The 17,131-nt window shown below is 70.6% G+C and carries 12 protein-coding genes; 6 read left to right on the forward strand and 6 right to left on the reverse strand.

All coding sequences use genetic code 11. The features are described 5' to 3' along the window. Positions 1-76 precede the first annotated feature (76 nt). Both ABZ297_RS07770 and ABZ297_RS07775 read left to right on the forward strand, forming a co-directional pair. Complete coding sequence (locus ABZ297_RS07770) at positions 77-2,140, forward strand: PhoX family phosphatase (protein ID WP_355341057.1); 2,064 nt, start codon at positions 77-79, stop codon at positions 2,138-2,140. Between the two features lie 35 nt (positions 2,141-2,175). Beyond that, positions 2,176-4,053, forward strand: a complete 1,878-nt coding sequence (locus ABZ297_RS07775) for an ABC transporter ATP-binding protein (RefSeq protein WP_355341060.1) — start codon at positions 2,176-2,178, stop codon at positions 4,051-4,053. On the opposite strand, the gene ABZ297_RS07780 is transcribed toward ABZ297_RS07775, so the two are convergent. Next, positions 4,017-5,441 carry an MFS transporter gene (locus ABZ297_RS07780; RefSeq protein ID WP_355341063.1) on the reverse strand — a complete coding sequence of 475 codons (1,425 nt, stop codon included), beginning with the start codon at positions 5,439-5,441 and terminating at the stop codon, positions 4,017-4,019. The genes ABZ297_RS07775 and ABZ297_RS07780 overlap by 37 nt on opposite strands. 69 nt (positions 5,442-5,510) lie before the next feature. On the opposite strand from ABZ297_RS07780, the gene ABZ297_RS07785 reads away from it, so the two are divergent. Next, the gene (locus ABZ297_RS07785; protein ID WP_355341138.1) at positions 5,511-6,170 is read left to right on the forward strand and encodes a TetR family transcriptional regulator; all 660 of its coding nucleotides are present in this window, start codon (positions 5,511-5,513) and stop codon (positions 6,168-6,170) included. Here the strand turns inward: ABZ297_RS07785 and ABZ297_RS07790 are convergent. The 5 genes from ABZ297_RS07790 to purS all read right to left on the reverse strand — a co-directional run bounded on the left by ABZ297_RS07790 (position 6,167) and on the right by purS (position 11,775). After that, positions 6,167-7,609, reverse strand: coding sequence for an MFS transporter (locus ABZ297_RS07790; protein ID WP_355341066.1), 1,443 nt, complete (start codon positions 7,607-7,609; stop codon positions 6,167-6,169). The genes ABZ297_RS07785 and ABZ297_RS07790 overlap by 4 nt on opposite strands. A gap of 214 nt (positions 7,610-7,823) precedes the next feature. Beyond that, entirely contained in the window at positions 7,824-10,076 is a 2,253-nt protein-coding gene (gene purL, locus ABZ297_RS07795) for a phosphoribosylformylglycinamidine synthase subunit PurL (protein ID WP_355341069.1), read from the reverse strand. Continuing rightward, positions 10,073-10,759: a phosphoribosylformylglycinamidine synthase subunit PurQ gene (purQ, locus tag ABZ297_RS07800; protein WP_355341072.1), complete on the reverse strand. Its 687-nt coding sequence runs from the start codon at positions 10,757-10,759 to the stop codon at positions 10,073-10,075. Before purQ ends, purL begins: the two co-directional genes overlap by 4 nt. A gap of 162 nt (positions 10,760-10,921) precedes the next feature. Beyond that, positions 10,922-11,308, reverse strand: coding sequence for an ATP-binding protein (locus tag ABZ297_RS07805; protein ID WP_355341141.1), 387 nt, complete (start codon positions 11,306-11,308; stop codon positions 10,922-10,924). Positions 11,309-11,529: 221 nt separating this feature from the next. Further along, on the reverse strand, positions 11,530-11,775 hold the full coding sequence (purS, locus tag ABZ297_RS07810) for a phosphoribosylformylglycinamidine synthase subunit PurS (protein ID WP_355341075.1): 246 nt from the start codon (positions 11,773-11,775) through the stop codon (positions 11,530-11,532). 1,766 nt (positions 11,776-13,541) lie between these two features. Here purS and pdhA point away from each other — a divergent pair. The 3 genes from pdhA to ABZ297_RS07825 are packed head-to-tail and all read left to right on the forward strand — an operon-like array spanning position 13,542 to position 17,048. Further along, a complete protein-coding gene (pdhA, locus tag ABZ297_RS07815) occupies positions 13,542-14,633 on the forward strand; it encodes a pyruvate dehydrogenase (acetyl-transferring) E1 component subunit alpha (protein WP_350812073.1) in 1,092 nt (363 codons plus the stop codon). A 60-nt stretch (positions 14,634-14,693) separates the two neighbouring features. Continuing rightward, positions 14,694-15,674, forward strand: coding sequence for an alpha-ketoacid dehydrogenase subunit beta (locus tag ABZ297_RS07820; protein WP_355341078.1), 981 nt, complete (start codon positions 14,694-14,696; stop codon positions 15,672-15,674). Positions 15,675-15,692: 18 nt separating this feature from the next. Continuing rightward, positions 15,693-17,048, forward strand: a complete 1,356-nt coding sequence (locus tag ABZ297_RS07825) for a dihydrolipoamide acetyltransferase family protein (protein WP_355341081.1) — start codon at positions 15,693-15,695, stop codon at positions 17,046-17,048. Positions 17,049-17,131: the final 83 nt, after the last annotated feature.

Consider the following 17,131-nt stretch of genomic DNA (forward strand, 5'->3'; position numbering starts at 1 on the left):
GGTTTGGACGGTGACCGTAACGTCCCCGCCGAACGACTGCGCACAAACGGCGCAAACAGCACAACTTGGAGGACCTGTGGCGAACCCCACGCCCGGCCGGCTGCTGCCACTGCTTTCCACCCCGCACAAGGCCGGCCGTTCCGCGCTGACCTGTCAGTTCCGATGCGGCAACGCCTGTGCGCACGACGTTGCGAACACCAGCGCGAACTCCTACTTCGGCGACGTCGTCAAGGAGGCCCTGTCCCGCCGCGGCGTGCTGCGCGCCGGCGCGCTGGGCGCGCTCGTCGTGGGCGCCGGTGTCGCGGGGGCCGTGCCGGCCCTGGCCGACGACCCCGTGGCCGAGACGGCGGAGGCGGAGACCCTGAAGGGCGGCGGGAACATCCGCTTCACCCCGGTTCCGCCGAACACCGAGGACGCGCTGACCGTCCCCGAGGGCTACGAGCAGGCCGTCGTGGTGCGCTGGGGCGACCCTGTCCTCCCCGACGCGCCCGCCTTCGACTTCGCCAACCAGAGCGCCGAGGCCCAGGCCAAGCAGTTCGGCTACAACTGCGACTACGTCACCCTGCTGCCGATGGGCAAGGACCGCGCCCTGCTCTGGGTGAACCACGAGTACACCGACGAGAACCTGATGTTCCGCGGCTACACCACGGGCGCGGCGGCCACCGAGGAGCAGATCAAGATCGCGCTGGCCGCGCACGGCGGCTCGGTCGTGGAGATCGAGCGGGCGGGCAAGACCGGCCAGTGGAAGCTCGTCACCGACGGACGCCGCCGCTACAACCGCCGCGTCACCGCACAGACGCCGATGAAGTTCAGCGGCCCCGCCGCGGGCTCCGACCTGCTCAAGACGGCCGCCGACCAGGCGGGGCTCAAGCCGGTCGGCATGCTGAACAACTGCTCGGGCGGCGTGACGCCGTGGGGCACGGTGCTGACGGCCGAGGAGAACTTCGACCAGTACTTCGTCAACGGCGACAAGGTGCCCGCGGCGCAGAAGCCCTACATGTCCCGCTACACGATCCCGAGCGGCACGCCGTCGAGCAGCCGCCGGTTCGACCGGATCGAGGAGCGCTTCGACCTGGCCAAGCACCCGAACGAGGTCAACAGGTTCGGGTGGATCGTGGAGATCGACCCGTTCGACCCCGAGGCGACGCCGATCAAGCGCACCGCGCTCGGCCGGTTCAAGCACGAGGCCGCCAACACCACGCTGGCCCGTGACGGCCGCCTGGTGGTCTACATGGGCGACGACTCCCGCTTCGAGTACATCTACAAGTTCGTCTCGAAGAAGCGCTACATCCAGGGCTTCGACCGGCACAACCGCACGCTGCTCGACGAGGGCACGCTGTACGTGGCCAAGTTCACGGGCGACAGCCCCAAGGAGGAGATCGACGGGTCGGGCAAGCTGCCGTCCGACGGCGCGTTCGACGGCTCCGGCGAGTGGATCCCGCTGGTCAGCGGCGATGAGTCGCACGTCGAGGGGATGACCGCCACCGAGGTGCTGGTCTACACCCGCGTCGCGGCCGACAAGGTCGGGGCGACCAAGATGGACCGTCCCGAGGACATGGAGCGCAACCCGGTCAACGGCGCGGTGTACGTGGCGCTGACCAACAACACCAACCGCACCGCCGCGCAGGTGGACGAGGCCAACCCGCGCCCGTCCAACAAGCACGGCCACATCCTGGAGCTGGTGGAGAAGCGCGACGACGCGGGCGCGACGACGTTCGCCTGGTCGCTCCCGCTGGTCTGTGGTGACCCGAAGGACCCCGCGACCTACTTCGCCGGGTACGACAAGACCCAGGTCTCGCCGATCTCCTGCCCCGACAACGTCGCCTTCGACCGTGACGGCAACCTGTGGATCGCCACCGACGGCAACCAGCTCGGCAGCAACGACGGCATGTTCGTGATGCCGCTGAAGGGCAAGGAGCGTGGCCACCTGCGCCAGTTCCTCACGGTGCCGGTCGGCGCCGAGACCTGCGGGCCGATGGTGACCGAGGACCAGCTCAGTGTCTTCGTCGCGGTGCAGCACCCGGGCGAGATCGACGGCGCGACCCCCGACAAGCCCGCCAGCCGCTGGCCGGACGGCGACCAGCCGCGCCCGTCGGTCGCGGTGGCCTGGCACGGCCAGGGCAAGAAGATCGGTAGTTGACCTGAAGTTGACTTGAGGTTCTAGGCTTCCATGCCATGAGCATGGAGATGACCGCCTGGCACCAGCTTTATTCGATGAACAACCAGAAGGAGCGTCGCCCTCTGTCGAGGGCGACGCTCCGTCGCGTTGCGGCCTTCGCCCGTCCGCATCGCAAACGGCTGACGCTGTTCCTGCTGATAAGCGTGGTGATGGCCGCGCTGGCGGTGGTCTCGCCGGTCCTCGCGGGCCGGGTCGTGGACGCCATCGTCAAGGGCGAGCCGTTCGGCGTCGTCGGAGGTCTCGCCGCGCTGATCGCCGGGCTGGCCCTGGCGGAGGCGGGTCTCGGCCTGGTGACCCGGTGGCTGTCGGCGGGTCTCGGCGAGGGGCTGATCCTGGACCTGCGCACCGCCGTCTTCGACCACGTGCAGCGGATGCCCGTCGCGTTCTTCACCAGGACCCGCACCGGCGCGCTGGTCAGCCGGCTTAACAACGACGTGATCGGCGCGCAGCGGGCCTTCACCGACACGCTGTCCAGCGTGGCAGGAAACGTCGTCACCCTCGTTCTGACGCTGACCGTGATGATCGGCATCTCCTGGCAGATCACCCTGCTCGCGCTGTTGCTGCTGCCGGTGTTCGTGCTGCCCGCCCGTCGGATGGGCACCAGGATCGCCAGGCTGAGGCGGGAGGCGGCCGACCACAACGCGGCCATGGGGACGCAGATGACCGAGCGGTTCTCCGCGCCGGGCGCGACGCTGGTGAAGCTGTTCGGCAGGCCCGCCCGCGAGTCGGCGGAGTTCGCCGCCAGGGCCAGGCGGGTGCGCGACATCGGCGTGCGCACCGCCATGACCCAGTCGGTCTTCGTCACGGCGCTGACCTTGGTGTCGGCGCTGGCCCTGGCGCTCGTCTACGGCCTGGGCGGCTTCTACGCGCTGCGCGACCAGCTCGAACCCGGCTCGGTCGTGGCGCTGGCGCTGCTGCTGACCCGCCTGTACGCGCCGCTCACGGCCCTGGCCAGCGCCAGGGTGGACGTGATGAGCGCGCTGGTCAGCTTCGAGCGGGTCTTCGAGGTGCTCGACCTCAAGCCGCTCATCCAGGAGAAGCCGGACGCGGTCACGGTTCCCGACGGCCCGGTGACGGTCGAGTTCGACGACGTCCGGTTCGCCTACCCGGCGGCCGACAAGGTGTCGCTGGCCTCGCTGGAGGAGGTCGCCGTCCTCGACAGCCGGGGCGGGGTCGAGGTGCTGCACGGGGTCTCGTTCAAGGCCGAGCCCGGCCAGATGGTGGCCCTGGTGGGCTCGTCGGGGGCGGGCAAGTCCACGGTCGCGCAGCTCCTGCCCCGGCTCTACGACGTCGACTCGGGCGCGGTGCGGCTCGGCGGCGTGGACGTCCGCGACCTGACCGCCGACTCGATCCGCGACACGCTCGGCATGGTCACTCAGGACGGCCACCTCTTCCACGACACGATCAGGGCGAACCTGCTGCTGGCCAGGCCCGAGGCGAGTGAGGAGGAGGTCTGGGACGCGCTGGGCAGGGCCAGGCTGGCCGCGCTCATCGAGTCGCTGCCGGACGGCCTCGACACCGTCGTGGGCGAGCGCGGCTACCGGCTGTCGGGCGGCGAGCGCCAGCGGCTGACGATCGCCCGGCTGCTGCTGGCCAGGCCCAGGGTGGTCATCCTGGACGAGGCCACGGCGGCGCTCGACTCCACCTCGGAGGCGGCCGTGCAGGAGGCGCTGGGCGAGGCGCTCCAGGGCCGGACGGCCGTGGTGATCGCGCACCGCCTGTCCACGATCCGCGCCGCCGACCTCATCCTCGTGGTCGAGGACGGCCAGGTGGTCGAGCGCGGCACGCACGCCGAGCTCCTGGCAGCCGGCGGACGCTACGAGGAGCTGTACCGCACTCAGTTCGCCGAGCCCACCACGGTGGAGGCGGCCTGAGGCGCGTCCGTCTCGCGGGGGGTACGGCGGGCGCGCAGCGCGTAGAGGCTCACCGGGATCCCCGCCAGCACGATCACGGCCGCGATCACCAGCGTGACCTGGTAGGCGTCCAGGAAGGCGGCCAGCGGCGGCTTGCCGCTGGCGCTCTGCCCGGACGTCAGGATTGCGCCCAGCACCGTGATGCCGAGCAGCCCGAACACCTCCCGCGACACGTTCAGCACCCCCGAGGCGACACCGGACCTGCCCTGGGGCATCCCGCCGAGGATCGCGGCGGTCAGCGGCACGAGCAGCCCCGCGCCCGCGCCGTACAGCGCGAACCAGGGCAGCACGTCGCCGTACCCGCCGTCGGCGCCGACGCCCGAGAGCATGAAGATCGCGACGGCCATGAACGCCAGGCCGAGCGCGACCGTCGGGCCGATGCCGAGCCGCCGGCCGACCCGCTGCGACAGGATCGCGACGACCGCCATGATCAGCGCCATCGGCACGAACGCGGCCCCGGCCTGGGTGGGGGTGAAGCGGAGGACGTTCTGCAGCCAGAGCGCGCTGAAGAAGTAGATGCCGAAGACGCCGAACGACCAGATGCCCGTGGTGAGCATGCCGCCGCTGAACACCCGGGCCCTGAAGAGCGACAGGTCGATCATCGGCTCGGCCGAGCGCGCCTCGACGAGCACGAAGGCCAGCGCGGACGCCGCGGCGAGGCCGAAGGCGGCCAGGATCTCGGGCGAGGTCCAGCCCGCGCCGTCGCCCTCAATGAGCCCGTAGGTCAGGGCGAACAGCGCCAGCGCGGACGTGGCCAGCCCGAGCAGGTCGAGGCTGTGCCGTACCCGGACGAACGCGGGCCGTACCGCCCAGAGCGCGAGCCCGAGCGTGACCGCCCCGACCGGCACGTTGATCAGGTAGATCCAGCCCCAGTGCAGGTTCTCGCTGATGAAGCCGCCCGTGACCGGGCCGAGCGCCATCGACAACGCGCCTGAGGCGCTCCAGATGCCCACGGCCCTGCCGCGCTCGCCGGAGTCGGGGAAGATCTGCGTCAGCAGCGAGAGCGCCGTGGGGGTCAGCATCGCCGCGCCCACGCCCTGCACGGCGCGGGCCGCGATGAGCGTCGCGCCCGAGGTCGCCAGCCCGGCCGCGAGCGAGGAGAGCGTGAAGACCGTCAGGCCCGCGAGGAACACCCGCCGGGCGCCGAACAGGTCGGCCAGCCGCCCGCCGACCAGCATCAGCCCGGCGAAGACCAGGATGTAGCCGGTCGCGATCCACTCAAGCCCTGAGACGGTCAGCTGCAGCTCCCGCTGGATCGTCGGCAACGCGACGTTGCCCACGTTGTTGTCCAGGTACGTCATGAAGGTCCCGAGCGTCACGGCCGTGAGCGCCCACCACTTCCTGTCCACAGCATCTCCTATACGTCGTACTTGTACGTCGTATAGTTCAACTTGTACGACGTATAGTTGTCAACCGTGATGGGAAAACTGACCGCGCAGGCGATCGTGGAACAGGCCCTGGAGATCGGCGACACCGAAGGGCTCGACGCCGTGACCATCAGGCGTCTGGCCACCGACCTGGGCGTGACGCCGATGGCCCTCTACTGGCACTTCAAGAACAAGGAGCAGCTCCTCGTCGGCATGGCCGACCACCTGATCTCCGACTTCGCCCCCGAGCCCGCCGACGACCGCTCGTGGCAGTGCCGGCTACGCGACCTGGCGGAGGGGCTGATCCGGGTGCTGCGCCGCTACCCGTGCGCGAAGAACGTCCTGGCGCAGGTGGACCAGGCCGCCGTGCCCAGCTTCCTCGTCGTCTGGGACCTGGCCCTCGGCCTGGCCCGCGAGGCCGGGTTCAGCATCGAGGAGAGCTGCCTGATCTCCAAGTACCTGCTGCAGAGCGCCATCGCCATCGCCGACGCGCCCGTCCACTTCGCCTCCGGCCGCACCCCCGAGGAGGTCGCCGAGTTGGTGCGGGTGAAACGCCTGGGCCTTGAGTCCCTGCCGGCCGACAGGTACCCGAACCTGGTGGAGATGGCCGGCCCGATGGTCGAGGGCATGAGCCCCGGCTTCTACGACGCCTTCGGCGTCGACCTCGTCCTCACCGGCATCGAAACCCTTGCCGCCGCCCGCCGGCCTTAGGGTCGCGCGTCACGCGCCAGGGCGGCCAGGGCGGCGCCCGCGAGGGCGACGGCGAACAGCACCGCGTACGTGTGCTGGAAGCCGCCCATCAGCTGGTCCACCGCCACCGGTGAGAGCCTGGCCAGGGTGGCGGCGTAGACCTGCGCTCGCAGCTGGGGGCCCACCGACCCTGCCAGGACGCTCAGCGACAGGCCCACACTGAGGACGATGCCGACGTTCATCACCATGAGCCGGAAGCCGTTCACCACCCCGAGGCTCCCGCTCGGCAGCGCGCGCATGACCTGCGTGGTGTTGCCCGTCAGGAACGTGCCACTGCCGCACCCGGCGACGAAGAGGCCGACGCCGATGATCCAGTACGGGGTGGCGGGATCCGCCGTGAGCATCAGCGTCGCCAGCCCCGCTGCACTCATCAGGCAGCCGCCGACGGACAGCGCGTACGGCGACACCCTGCGCCCGAGCGAGCCCGCGATCGGCGAGGCCAGGGCCATGCCCACCGGCACCGGCAGGACGCTCAGGCCGGCTGTGAAGGCGTCCACGCCCCTCGCCGCCTGGAAGTACAGGGCCACCACCAGGATCAGCGCCGCACGGGCCACCGCGTTGCAGAACGACGCCAGGTTGGCGCAGGCCAGCATCCGCCCGCCGAACAGCCGCAGGTCGAGCACCGGATGCGAGGCCCGTCGCTCCACCAGCACGATCAGCGGCACCAGCGCCACGAACACCGCCGATCCGCCCAGCACGAGCGGACTCGACAGGCCGCCCGAGCCCGCCTCCGACAGCGCCATGAGCGCCGCCGACAGCGCCGCGAACACCAGCGCGTTGCCCAGCGCGTCCACCGGCTCCTTCGGCCCCCGGGGCACCTTGCGCAGGATCATCGCGCCCCAGCCCAGCGCGAGCAGCCCGGCGGGCACGTTCACCCAGAAGATCCACTGCCAGCCCGCCGTCTCCGCGATCAGGCCGCCGAGCGTCGGGCCGGCGAGCTGCGCCACCGACAGCGTCCCGATGTAGACGCCCATGCCCTGGCTGAGCCTGTCGGGAGGGAAGGCGTCGGTGATGATGACCGTGCCGTTGGCCAGGATCATCGCCGAGCCGACGGCCTGTAACACGCGCATCGCGACCAGGAACCACACGTCCGGCGACAGCCCGGCGAGCAGCGAGGCCACGGTGAACAGCGCGAAGCCCGCCAGGTACACCTCCCGCCTGCCCAGCAGGTCGGCGACCCGGCCGAAGAACACCAGGCTGGCCGTGTTGACCAGGAGGAACGACAGGAGGATCCAGCCCGACTGGAACGGGTCGGCGTGGAAGTGCCGCACGACCGCCGGCAGCGCGACGTTCAGCGTGCTGCCCGCGACGCCGATGAGGACGAGCCCCAGGCTGGTGACCGAGCAGACGCGCCAGGCGTAGCGGAGGCGGTTGTGGTACTCGGGGGAGACCGCGACCATGACCTCCACTATGACGTACGACGTACGTCCCTTTTGCGCGGGGTTATCGGGCCCGCTTGCGCAACCCTTTGATGGGGCCAAGTGGCGTCAATCCCGTCCGTCACCCTCTGTTTCGTGACCAACACGAAGACGTAACACCCGAAGGGGCCGCGCACCGGCCTGACATGCAGGAAGAGGGCCCGGTACGCCGTACCGGGCCCTCTTCTCACGTACGTCAGCCGAACAGCGCGGGCAGCGTGCCCGAGTGCACCTCGCGCAACTCCGCCACCGGAACCTCCAGCGCGCCCTCCACCACCAGCGCCTCGCCGCCCGTGGTGCCGAGGCCGTAGCAGGGCACCTCGTGGTCGCCGCACAGCGCCGCGAACTCGTCGAACGCCTCGGGCCGGACGGCCACCAGCGCCCGCCCCGCCGACTCGCTGAACAGCGCGGTGAACACGTCGCCGCTCAGCGTCACGGTGGCGCCGACGCCTCGCACCAGGCACGACTCGGCGAGCGCGATCGCGAGCCCGCCGTCGGACAGGTCGTGCGACCCTTCCAGCAGCCCCCGCCTGGCGGCCTCCACCAGCACGGTGGCCAGCGCCTGCTCGGCCTCGAGGTCGGCCACGGGCGGCAGCCCGCCGAGGTGGCCGTGGGCGACGTGCGCCCACTCGGAGCCGCCGAACTCGTCGCGGGTCTCGCCGAGCAGCGCGATACGCAGCCCCTCGGCGGTGAAGCCCGGCTTGACCCGCTTGGCGACGTCCTCGATCACGCCGAGCACGCCCACCACCGGGGTGGGGTGGATGGCGGTCGAGCCGGTCTGGTTGTAGAAGGAGACGTTGCCGCCGGTCACCGGCACGCCGAGGGCCTTGCAGGCGTCGGCGAGCCCGCGCACGGCCTCGGCGAACTGCCACATCACCTCGGGGTCTTCGGGCGAGCCGAAGTTGAGGCAGTTGGTGACGGCCAGCGGCTCGGCCCCCGTGACGGCCACGTTGCGGTACGCCTCGGCCAGCGCGAGCTGCGCCCCCGCGTACGGGTCGAGCTTGGCGTAGCGGCCGTTGCCGTCGGTGGCCAGCGCGATGCCCCTGGTCGTGGGCTCGGCCCCGGCCATGACCTCGGAGATGCGCACCATCCCGGCGTCGGCGGGCTGCGCCAGCACCGTGTTGGACCGGACGTAGCGGTCGTACTGGGAGGTCACCCACTCCTTGGACGCCAGGTTGGGCGAGCCGAGCAGCTGGAGCAGGGTGGCCCGCAGGTCGGCCGGCCGGTCGAGGCTCTCAGGGGTGTCGGCGTTGAGCGCGGCCTGCCCGGCCGGCTCGTGGAACGGCCGCTCGTAGACGGGCCCCTCGTCGGCGGCGGTGCCGGGCGGGATGTCGACGATCGTCTCGCCGTTCCAGGTCATCACCAGCCGGCCGGTGTCGGTGACCTCGCCGATGACGGTCGCGGGGACGTCCCACTTCTCGCAGATCGCCATGAAGGCCGGGATGTCGGACGGACGGACGACGGCCATCATCCGCTCCTGCGACTCGCTCATCAGGATCTCTTCAGGCCTGAGCGAGGGGTCGCGGAGCGGGACCAGGTTGAGGTCGACGTGCATGCCGCCGGTGCCCTTGGCGGCCAGTTCGGTGGTCGCGCAGGACACACCGGCCGCGCCGAGGTCCTGGATGCCGACGACCACGTCGGCCGCGTACAGCTCCAGGCAGCACTCGATGAGCAGCTTCTCCATGAACGGGTCGCCGACCTGCACGGCGGGCCGCTTGGCGTGCGACTCGTCCTCGAAGGTGGCGCTGGCCAGCACGGACGCGCCGCCGATGCCGTCGGGCCCGGTGGACGCGCCGAACAGCACGACCTTGTTGCCCGGCCCCGGCGCCGTGGCCAGCTTGATCTGGTCCTTACGCAGCAGGCCCACGCAGAGCGCGTTGACCAGCGGGTTGCCGATGTAGCAGGGGTCGAAGACGACCTCGCCGCCGATGTTGGGCAGGCCCAGGCAGTTGCCGTAGTGGCTGATGCCCTCGACCACGCCGGGCAGCACTCGGCGGGTGTCGGTGGCGTCGGCGCCGCCGAAGCGGAGCGCGTCCATGACCGCGATCGGGCGGGCGCCCATCGACATGATGTCGCGGACGATCCCGCCGACGCCGGTGGCGGCGCCCTGGTGCGGCTCGACGTACGACGGGTGGTTGTGGGACTCGATCTTGAAGGTGGCGGCCCAGCCGTCGCCGATGTCGACGACGCCCGCGTTCTCGCCCATGCCGACCAGCAGCGCCTCGGACTTCGGCGCCTTGGTGCCGAACTGCCGCAGGTGCACCTTGGACGACTTGTACGAGCAGTGCTCCGACCACATCACGCTGTAGATGGCCAGCTCGGAGCCGGTGGGACGGCGGCCGAGGATCTCCTTGACCCGGTCGTACTCGTCCTGCTTCATGCCCAGCTCGGCGAAGGGCATCGGCTCGTCGGGCGTGCCCTCGGCTCTCTTGACGGAGTCGGTGCTCATGCGTTCACTACCAGCTTCTCGAGGATGGAGGTGAAGAAGCCGAGGCCGTCGGTGCTCGGTGCGCCGACCAGGTCCTCGACGGCGTGCTCGGGGTGCGGCATGAGACCGACCACGTTGCCGGCCTCGTTGCGGATGCCCGCGATGTCGTTCATCGAGCCGTTCGGGTTGCCGTCGACGTAGCGCACGACCACCTGCCCGTTCGCCTCCAGCGCGGCCAGGGTCTCGGCGGAGGCCACGTAGCGGCCCTCGCCGTGCTTGACCGGCAGCACGATCTCCTGGCCCTGCGTGTAGGAGCCGGTCCAGGGGGTGTCGGCGTGCTCGATGCGCACCCGCTGGTCACGGCAGACGTAGTGCAGGGACGCGTTGCGGGTCAGCGCACCGGGCAGCAGGTGCGCCTCGCACAAGATCTGGAACCCGTTGCAGGTGCCGAGCACGGGCAGCCCGTTCCTGGCGGCCGGGACGAGCTCCTGCATCAGCGGCGCGAACCTGGAGATGGCGCCGCAGCGCAGGTAGTCGCCGTAGGAGAAGCCGCCGGGCAGGAACACCGCGTCGACCCCCTTCAGGTCGTGGTCGGCGTGCCACAGCGGTACCGCCTCCGCGCCCACGAGGCGCACGGCTCTGGCGGCGTCCTGGTCGTCGAGAGTTCCTGGAAACGTGACTACGCCCACACGGGCAGCGCTCATGACAGTCGTCCCCTCCGAGGAGCGCGCGGCCACCGTCTCTTCGGGGCGGACGGCGGGCGGCTTCTCTAGGTTATCGGGTGCGCCTGTGTGTTCTCGTTGGCCCTCGTCAGGGGCCCCCGTCTGGGTCCTCGTCAGAGGCCCTCCTCAGGGGCTGGGGGAAGGTCAGACGGCGGCGAGCTCGCGGGGCCGGGCACTGGCCTCGTCATCCCAGGCGAGCTGCTTGCGCAGGTGGACGGTCGTGCCGTGGCCGGGGGTGACGCCGAAGGAGACCTCGTCGACGACCGAGCGCATGATCAGCAGGCCGCGGCCGTTCTCGGTGTCGGAGGGTGGAAAGTGCGGCGGCATCGACGGCAGACCACCTCCGCTGTCGGCCACGCGGACGTCGCAGCGCCCGTAGCCGATCGACGCCGTCACCTCGTAGCGGTTGGCGGGACCACCGTGCCGCACCGCGTTGGAGCACGCCTCGGAGACCGCGAGCAGCATGTCGGAGATGCACGTCTCGCTCACGTGGAGCGAACGCATCGCATCGCCTAGCACCCGCCTGACCATCGGGATGCCGACGGCAGCCCGAGGCAGTGCCAACGAGAACTCAATATCCACCGGACTCCTCCGGGCTCCGCAATGTCACCTGGAGTAGGTTTCCCCGTGAAATCGGGGCTAACCGCAAAATCACGTTGTTGTTATTTACTGTTGGCAAGCCCGTGGCATTGTGGCACGGCAGAATCCGACTTTACCCATCAGGGGAAAGTCCAGGTGGCAAATGTGCCGTTCTAGCCCTCAACGCGGACGGTGTAGTCCTCAATGACGGTGTTCGCCAGCAATGTCTCGGCCATCTTGCGGACGTCCGCGAGCGCCGCCTCGTCGGCCGGGCCGGCCAATTCGACCTCGAATCGCTTGCCCTGCCGCACGGCGGAAACACCGGAGAAGCCGAGCCGGGGCAGAGCGCGGGCGATGGCCTGACCCTGCGGGTCGAGAATCTCGGGCTTCAGCATGACGTCCACGATGACGCGCGCCACTGGGGTCCTCCTGGTCTGGTGCGAACAGCGGTCTCAGCCTAGTGCCCGCCACGACCAGCCCGGCGGCCAGGCAGGTCAGCGGGATGGCCGGGATCACGTACCGGATGTCGAACCCGGCGACGAAGGGCGGCGCGAGCACGAGCAGCGCGGCGCTCGACGCGGGAAGCAGCGCGTCGCGGCGGGCCAGGAAGGGCGCGAGTGTGAGAACCGTCACCGGCAGCGCCGCGAGCAGCGGGAACGGCAGGTAGCCGAAGCGCTGGTAGGCCCGCAGCCACCCGGCGAACGGCTCGACGATCCTGGTGTCGGCCCGGCCGCCCGCGTAGGCCTCCGCGGCCCGGTCACGCCGCCTCTGCTCCTCGAACGGGAACCAGTACGGGTTGGTCCTGCGGCTCGACTCGCTGCGGGCGGTGGTCCGCTCCCAGCGCAGCAACTGCCCCAGGTCCTGGCCGACCGCCCCGAGGTAGCCGCCCGGCTGGGCGAGGATCGCGCTCCTGGCGAACTCCCCGGCCAGCCTGTTGCGTTCGCGGTCGGGCACCCGCTTGAGCGGCGACCACGCCCCCCAGAGCCAGAACGGCGGCGCGGCCCGGTCGGCCCCTCGCGGGCAGAGCGCCGCCAGCCGGGGCTCCGGCCTGATCACGCCGCAGTCGGCGAACGTCGTCGTGCGGCCCCACAGGAAGATCCCGTCGGCTCTGGTCAGCGCGAACGTGCCCGCCTCCGCCCGCATCCACCCCGCGTACCCGGCCAGCGGGAACGTTCCAGCCAGCAGCAGGCAGAGGAGAGGCCGCCATCCGGCGCGCCGCAGCAGCAGGTGGCCCGCCGCCAGCACCAGCACCGGCACGCCGATCGTCCGGGTGATGCCCGCCAGGCCCAGCAGCACCCCGCCCGCGGCGGCGGCGCGCGGGCTGACCGGGGTCCGCAGCAGCACCAGCACCCCGGCGGTGACCAGCACGGTGAAGAGCGCCTCCGCCATGATCATGTGCTCGAGCAGGATCAGGAACTCGTCGTAGAGCAGCGGAAGGACGGCGACCGTCGCTCCCCAGCCCGGCAGCCCGCGCCGCCGCAGCAGCGCGTACACCGCCACCGCCAGGGCCAGGCCGAGCACATGCTGCACGGTCGTGACCAGAGCCAGGCTGTGCGCGGGCCGGAGCGCGGCGAGCAGCAGCGAGTACCCGGCGGGCCGGAACGCTCCGGGCGCGGGGTCGGCCGCCGCGCGCACGTAGGTGAAGGAGTCCGCCCAGAACCAGAGCGCGGACGGGTAACCCAGCATCGCCATCACGCGCAGCGCGACCGCCGGGACGAGAGCGACCATGATCACCCTGTTTTCGGGCAGCCTGAACAGAACTGACGGCGCAACCATGGCTAACTCAGCGACAGACCGTCGGACGCCCGGATCTCACCGGGACCGTATGGATCACGGCCGCACCCCTCCGTGACAGGCCCTGACATGTCGCCCCCCTGACCTGATCGTTGTCTCTTCTTGTCGCCACGAGACCGAAGGGTTACAAGCGCGGGTGAGCCGTCGTCCTGGCGCGATCTTTACCCCTTATTGCCGCGAGTGGATGGAAAGGTTCACGACAGTCCCAGTGGACGTGTCGCCGCGGACACAGAGGGAACGGGGAGGGCATGGGGCTTGCGCGGAGGGCTGTGACGTCTGCCACCATGTCCCCAAACGCGTACGAACCACCACCACATGGTCCGCACGCTCAAAAGGCTGGCCTAAGGTGGCAACCCCATCGACACCGGCCCCGACCGCACAGGAGCGGCACGTGACAGTCGACGCCTCTCGTGGTGCCGAAGCACCCCCGGAGCTCGTCCAGTTGCTCTCCCCGGAGGGAGAGCGGGTCGAGCACCCCGACTACGACATCGACCTGACGGCGGAAGAGGTCAGGTCCCTCTATCGCGACCTGGTGCTCGTCCGGCGTATCGACCTGGAGGCCGTGGCCCTGCAGCGGCAGGGCGAGCTCGGCATCTGGGCGTCGCTGCTCGGCCAGGAGGCGGCGCAGATCGGCTCGGGCCGCGCGCTGACCGACTCCGACATGGCCTTCCCCACCTACCGCGAGCACGGCGTCGCCTGGTGCCGCGACGTCGACCCGGTGAAGCTGCTCGGCCTGTTCCGCGGCGTCAACCACGGCGGCTGGGACCCGAAAGAGCACAACTTCCACCTGTACACGATCGTGATCGGCAGCCAGACGCTGCACGCCGTCGGGTACGCCATGGGCATCCAGCGCGACGACGCCACCGCCGCCGCCATCGCCTACTTCGGCGACGGCGCCACCTCCCAGGGCGACGTGAACGAGTCGTTCATCTGGGCCAGCGTGTTCAACGCGCCGATCGTGTTCTTCTGCCAGAACAACCAGTGGGCGATCTCCGAGCCACTGGAGAAGCAGACCCGCATTCCCCTCTACCGGCGGGCCTCCGGCTTCGGCTTCCCCGGCATCAGGGTCGACGGCAACGACGTGTTCGCCTGCCTCGCCGTCACCCGTCAGGCGCTGAAGAACGCCCGCGAAGGCCAGGGGCCGACGTTGATCGAGGCGTTCACGTACCGCATGGGCGCGCACACCACCACCGACGACCCGACCCGCTACCGGGTGGCCAGCGAGCTGGAGGCGTGGAAGCTCAAGGACCCCATCGAGCGGGTGAAGGCGTACCTGTTCAAGAACGAGCTGGCTGACCAGCAGTTCATCGACTCGATCGAGGCCGAGGCCGACCAGCTCGGCGCCGACCTGCGCAGACGTTGTCTGGCCATGCCCGACCCGGACCCGCTCGACATCTTCGGCCACGTGTACGCCGAGCCGCACGCGCTGATCGACGAGGAGCGCACCCAGTTCGCCGCGTACCTGGAGGGCTTCCGTGACTGAGCGAAGCGCAGGAACCAAGGGACACAGCATGACCGTCATGGCGCCGAGGAAGGAGGCGTCGTGACCGTGCTGAGCCTGTCCAAGGCGCTCAACGAGGGCATGCGCAAGGCCATGGAGGACGACCCCAAGGTCCTCATCATGGGCGAGGACGTCGGCAAGCTCGGAGGCGTGTTCCGGGTCACCGACGGGCTGCAGAAGGACTTCGGCGAGGACCGGGTCATCGACACCCCGCTGGCCGAGTCCGGCATCATCGGCACCGCGATCGGGCTGGCGCTGCGCGGCTACCGTCCGGTGTGCGAGATCCAGTTCGACGGCTTCGTCTTCCCGGCGGCCGACCAGATCATCACGCAGCTCGCCAAGATGCCGATGCGCTCGCTCGGCGCGATCAGGTTGCCGGTGGTCGTCCGCATCCCGTGCGGCGGCGGCATCGGCGCGGTCGAGCACCACAGCGAGTCGCCGGAGGCGTACTTCACCCACACGGCGGGGCTGCGCGTGGTGTCGTGCTCCAACCCGGCCGACGCGTACACGATGATCCAGCAGGCCATCCACTCCGACGACCCGGTCATCTTCTTCGAGCCCAAGCGCCGCTACTGGGAGAAGGCCGAGATCGACACCACGTCCACCGACTGGTGGACCCCTCTCGACAAGGGCAGGGTGGCGCGGCAGGGCACCGACCTGACGCTGTTCGCCTACGGCCCGATGGTCAAGACCTGCCTGGAGGCGGCCGCTGCCGCCGAGGAGGACGGCCGCTCGCTGGAGGTGGTCGACCTGCGCTCGCTCAACCCGCTGGACCTGCCGCTGGTGCTGGACTCCGTCCGCAGGACGGGACGCGCCGTGGTGGTCCACGAGGCGCCGGTGAACAGCGGTTTCGGCGCCGAGCTCGCCGCCAGGATCACCGAGCAGTGCTTCTACCACCTGGAGGCGCCGGTGCTGCGCGTCGGCGGATTCTCCACGCCGTACCCTCCGTCGAGACTGGAGGAGCACTACCTGCCCGACCTGGACAGGGTGCTCGACGCCGTCGACCGCGCCTTCGCCTACTGAGAGGGGGTTTTCGTTTCCATGCGACGCGAGTTCAAGCTCCCCGACGTGGGCGAGGGCCTGACGGAGGCGGAGATCGTCCGCTGGCACGTCAAGCCGGGTGACCAGGTCAAGGTCAACCAGATCGTCGTGGAGATCGAGACGGCCAAGTCCATCGTCGAGCTGCCGATCCCGTGGGACGGCGTGGTCTCGGGCCTGATGGCCGACGAGGGCCAGACGATCGACGTGGGCAATCCCATCATCGCCGTCGACACCGAGCCCGACGGCGGCAAGGAAGCCGTCCCCAGCCCTCCGGCGGAGGGCGCGGTGGAACCGGGCGTCCACGGCAGCCCCGCTCCCAAGGAGGAGCGCCAGGCGGTCCTCGTGGGCTACGGCGTGAAGACCGGCGCCACCAAGCGCCGCACCCGCAAACCCGCCACCCCGGCTCCTTCACCCGCACCGGCAGCGGTCGCTCCCGCCGTGGCGCCCACGGCGCCTCCGAGCGTGGTGATGGCGGCGCCCGCTGTGAGAGGCAGGGCGCTGGCCAAGCCTCCGGTCCGCAAGCTGGCCAAGGACCTCGGGGTGGACCTCACCGTCCTCACCGGCACCGGCCCCGAGGGCTCGATCACCAGGGAGGACGTCCACGCGGCGGCGGAAGGCGCCACCCCGGTGACGGCTCCGCAGGCTCCGCCTCAGCGGGGAGAGGAGCGTATCCCCGTCAGGGGCGTCAGGAAGATGACCGCGCAGGCGATGGTCGCCAGCGCGTTCACCGCCCCGCACGTCACCGAGTTCCTCCAGGTGGACATGACGGAGACGATGGAGGCCGTCACCCGCCTGCGCGCGCTGCCGGACTTCGCTGACACCAAGGTCTCGCCGCTGCTCCTGGTGGCCAAGGCGGTGCTCGTGGCCGCCCGACGCCACCCGATGATCAACTCGTCGTGGGACGAGGCCGCCCAGGAGATCGTGGTCAAGCACTACGTGAACCTCGGCATCGCCGCCGCCACCCCGCGCGGCCTGATCGTCCCCAACGTCAAGGACGCCCACGAGCTGCCGCTGCCCGAGCTGGCCAGGCGGCTCGGACGGCTGACGGAGACGGCCAGGGCCGGGCGCACCCAGCCGGCCGAGATGGCGGGCGGCACATTCACGATCACCAACGTCGGCGTGTTCGGCGTCGACGCCGGCACCCCGATCCTTAACCCCGGCGAGGCGGCCATCCTCGCGTTCGGCCAGGTCAGGGAGGCGCCGTGGGTGGTCGGCGGGCAGCTCGCCGTCCGCAAGGTGACCACCCTGTCGCTCTCCTTCGACCACCGGATCGTCGACGGGGAACTGGGCTCCCTGTTCCTCCGCGACGTCGGCGCCATGCTGGAGGACCCGCTCCGCATGCTCGCCTGGAGCTGACACTCTGAGGCCCCGCCAGGTACCTCCTGGCGGGTCGCCCAGCACGACGCCACGGCGGCCTCCGCGCCTGCGCGCGGGGGCCG

This window comes from Nonomuraea sp. NPDC005983 (assembly GCF_040614375.1).
GTDB lineage: Bacteria > Actinomycetota > Actinomycetes > Streptosporangiales > Streptosporangiaceae > Nonomuraea.